Origin of the sequence: Chryseobacterium sp. 2TAF14, from assembly GCF_052115105.1 — a bacterium.
Classification (GTDB): domain Bacteria; phylum Bacteroidota; class Bacteroidia; order Flavobacteriales; family Weeksellaceae; genus Chryseobacterium.
Window position 1 is genome coordinate 1 of the sequence record NZ_JBFRGA010000245.1, and the last position, 3,338, is coordinate 3,338.

General features: G+C 39.4%; 3 protein-coding genes. 2 read left to right on the forward strand and 1 reads right to left on the reverse strand.

Annotated elements, in window-relative coordinates:
* Positions 1–3 precede the first annotated feature (3 nt).
* The gene (locus AB4Y90_RS16785; protein WP_441558715.1) at positions 4–186 is read right to left on the reverse strand and encodes a hypothetical protein; all 183 of its coding nucleotides are present in this window, start codon (positions 184–186) and stop codon (positions 4–6) included.
* Positions 187–1,020: 834 nt separating this feature from the next.
* Between AB4Y90_RS16785 and AB4Y90_RS16790 the strand changes: the two genes are divergently transcribed.
* Entirely contained in the window at positions 1,021–2,910 is a 1,890-nt protein-coding gene (locus AB4Y90_RS16790; protein ID WP_441558716.1) for an amidohydrolase, read from the forward strand.
* Positions 2,911–2,970: 60 nt separating this feature from the next.
* Positions 2,971–3,338: hypothetical protein (locus AB4Y90_RS16795; RefSeq protein ID WP_441558717.1), on the forward strand; the 368-nt coding region annotated here is incomplete at its 3' end.

Sequence of the window (3,338 nt, forward strand, 5' to 3'; positions counted from 1 at the left end):
AATCTAGTGTGAGTGCAGGAAATTTTCAATCACCTTATTCAATTCTTCTGCATACGTTACATTCAGACCGTTTCGAACGCCGTTCATAACTACAAAATCACTATTCTCAATCCTTTCGCAGCCTGCTCTCCAGCTGTTTTGATCGGAGGTAATTACCCGGTAACCCTGATTAAGAAGTGAATCCATCTGAGACTCCCATGATTTTCCATTCAGAGACCAACCGTGAATCAGAATGATGGTTACCCCAATCCAAGATCTTCGTACAACAGATTAAATTTTCGTTTGTTTTGGTGATGTAAGGCATATTATAGGTTTATAATTGGCTTTTACTTCAACAAACTATAAGCCAGTCTCAAAAACCACTTCAATATGTGGTATATTGCATTGTTTAAAGCCGACAAGGTTAAGACCTATAGCTTTATGGTTTACACAGGAATTCTCCATAATCCTCGGATATGTTATGTAGAAGAAATACGGCTGAATAACCTGAAATTTATGTTTTCTAAGGTGGTCTTACTATCCAAAGTATGATCCTTGCATTAATTCTGTAGGTCAGTATGATGATCCAGCGGTACGCAGTTAAGAAAGCTTGCTTATTTTTTTGCTTCTTCTTAAGCGGATGTTATCCTGCTTAATGTAACCAGCCTGGCCTGTAAAATAGCTTTATTTTCAATGACGGCGGATTGGTTATTTTTCTCATGCAATGCTGAATCTCCTTTTTATAATGATCCAGTTCTTACGGTCAATGGTAAATGACGTTAAAATAACATAACTATATTTTTAATATCTATGGTTTTTTATCACAATTCACTATTAAATGATAAAATCAGTATAAATACTAAAATGTAAAACTGGTAGTACTACTGAAAGATAAACATTACTTCTTCTGTAATTTTAATCAATAATACTTTCTTAATCACATTGATTCAATCATGAACACTAATAACCTAACCATTCAAATTACACACATCTCAACCATTCCGGTTCATATTTTCAATGTTACCATTAAACTTTATTAGAATGAAAGAAGAATCTCACAATCATGGTCACATGTGTTTTTGCGCATGTACAAATCCTGCTGTTACACTATTAAAAGAAGATCTTTTCGGATCAGAAAATATTGCCCTGATGACGGCAAGTCTTCCTAAAAACAAGCCTGAAGTCGTTCAGCCCGCGCCTATTGTATTTACCGGTGGAATAATCAGGCCAATGATAGACGGTAAAACCGATATGGTGGAAGCTATAGCATTTGCTGAAGGCAGGGTCGTTGCTAACGGTAGTTTTTCTTATGTTACCACTGAAATGGATATCCATTATAAAGGACAATATACTATCCGGAACCTTGACCCTAAACAGACGCTGTTGCCTGGACTTTTTGAGCCCCACATACATGTGGTTTTTTCTGGTCTGATGGCCTCTTTTGTAGATGTAGGCCCGTTTGATAAGCAAAACATCAGAAAGAGCTATGACAAAAACTGGGTTAAAGAAACGCTCAAAGCCAATCTGCCACAGGAATCCGAGGATGCTGTTTTATTAGCAAACGGACTAGATCCGGCTTTGCTGACACCTTACTCTAAAGAAAACTTCAAAAACATTGACTACAAGTTTTTGAATGATGTCAGTACAACCATACCCATCATGGTTATCAGTGCCTCAGGACATACTGTGTACATCAATAGCGCTGCAATTGTTAAGGTCTATAAGCAAAACGAGGCCGCTCTAAAAGCAGATGGATATTGCACACAAGAAGAGTTTGAAAAACAAGGCCGCGGTTTATTGCAGGAGGAAAAGGGTCTTTTATATGCCTTTAGCACGTTTAAATCACAGATTATAAACTTGGCGAACGACAATATGAGCGACAACCTGGACGCTTTTTTTGCCGAAGCCAATTCAAGGGGCGTGACGTCTATGTATGATGCTATTCTAAATGATGAATATCTTAAATATCTTAATCCTTATGTAGATTCAAAGGTGTTGAGTGTACGATTGGGTGGCGCCAGATATTGCGAAAGCGCAGCAGCTCTTCCGCAGTTACCACCGTATGAAGCTACGGAAGATTATAGTGATTTATACTTCGGGCATGTAAAAGTAGTATCAGATGGTTCGAATCAGGGACTTACGGGTTACCAGTCGGAAGATTACGCCTGTCCTCCGGATACGAATAAGGCTGGTATTTTTGATTTCAAGCCACAAGACACCTATCCCGCACTGATCAAATCGATCATGATAGATAAAGGTTGGCCCATTATGATCCATGCCAACGGCGACAAGGCAGTAACACTAACCATCGATGCATACCGTGAGGCATTTAAATTATATGTAGGAACTCCGCTCCGTAACCGCATTGAGCATTGCTCTTTATTCAGCGATCGAAAACAACTTGATGAAATGGCCGAACTGGGTATCTCACCGAGTTTTTTAATAGGCCATGTCGGTTATTGGGGATTCGCTTTTAAGGATATCATCTTCAAAGGCCAAAAATTAGGCGGATATGATAAAGTGGATATGCTGGATCTTTGCAAATCTGCCCTTGATAAAAAATTAAGGATCTCCCTTCACAGCGATCACACCGTGACCCCCATCGGGCCCTTACGGATGATGGAACAATCTATTACCCGTGTTATGGAAGCACGTCCACCGGAGTATGACTTCTCACCTGTTCTCAATAAAACTGAATGTCTCAGTCCTGAAGAAGCTTTGCGTGCAGCCACGTATGATGCAGCATGGCAATGTTATGCGGAAAAATGGGCTGGCTCTTTGCCTAAAGGACATTTTGCAGATTTTATTATTCTTGCAGAAGACCCATTGAGCATGCCACATGATAAAATCAGTATGAATATGCGCAATATCACAGTACAAGAAACCTGGCTGGGCGGACATATAGTATACCGCCATTTACCTATTCAATAATCTCTTTTAAACTATTTCTTTAAAAAAAAACTAAAACCAATGAATTACAATGATTATCAAATGACATTCATCATGTCTATGATCGCAAATTTTGCACCTCCGCAAGAAAATGCCACTGATCCGGCTTCGGCTGCACAGGCAATTCAGTCCCAATTTGCCAAAGAATTACCTGGAATTATTGCTACTGCCGATTTTCCGGTAAAGGTTACCGTAGCGTGGGGACCTTATGTTGTTGTAAAACCTAAGGATATAAATAAAGATGGCACTGCAACTGCCACTAATACCATGATCGTATTTAAGTACCCAAGTCAGACGGTTGAGGGTATCAATGAATATGTTGTATCTATTGCGGGTACTAAAGCAGCATCTATTTTCGATAAAATGGATGAAGATCTGTTGGGCGGTAAAATTGCAGACTGGCCATACTG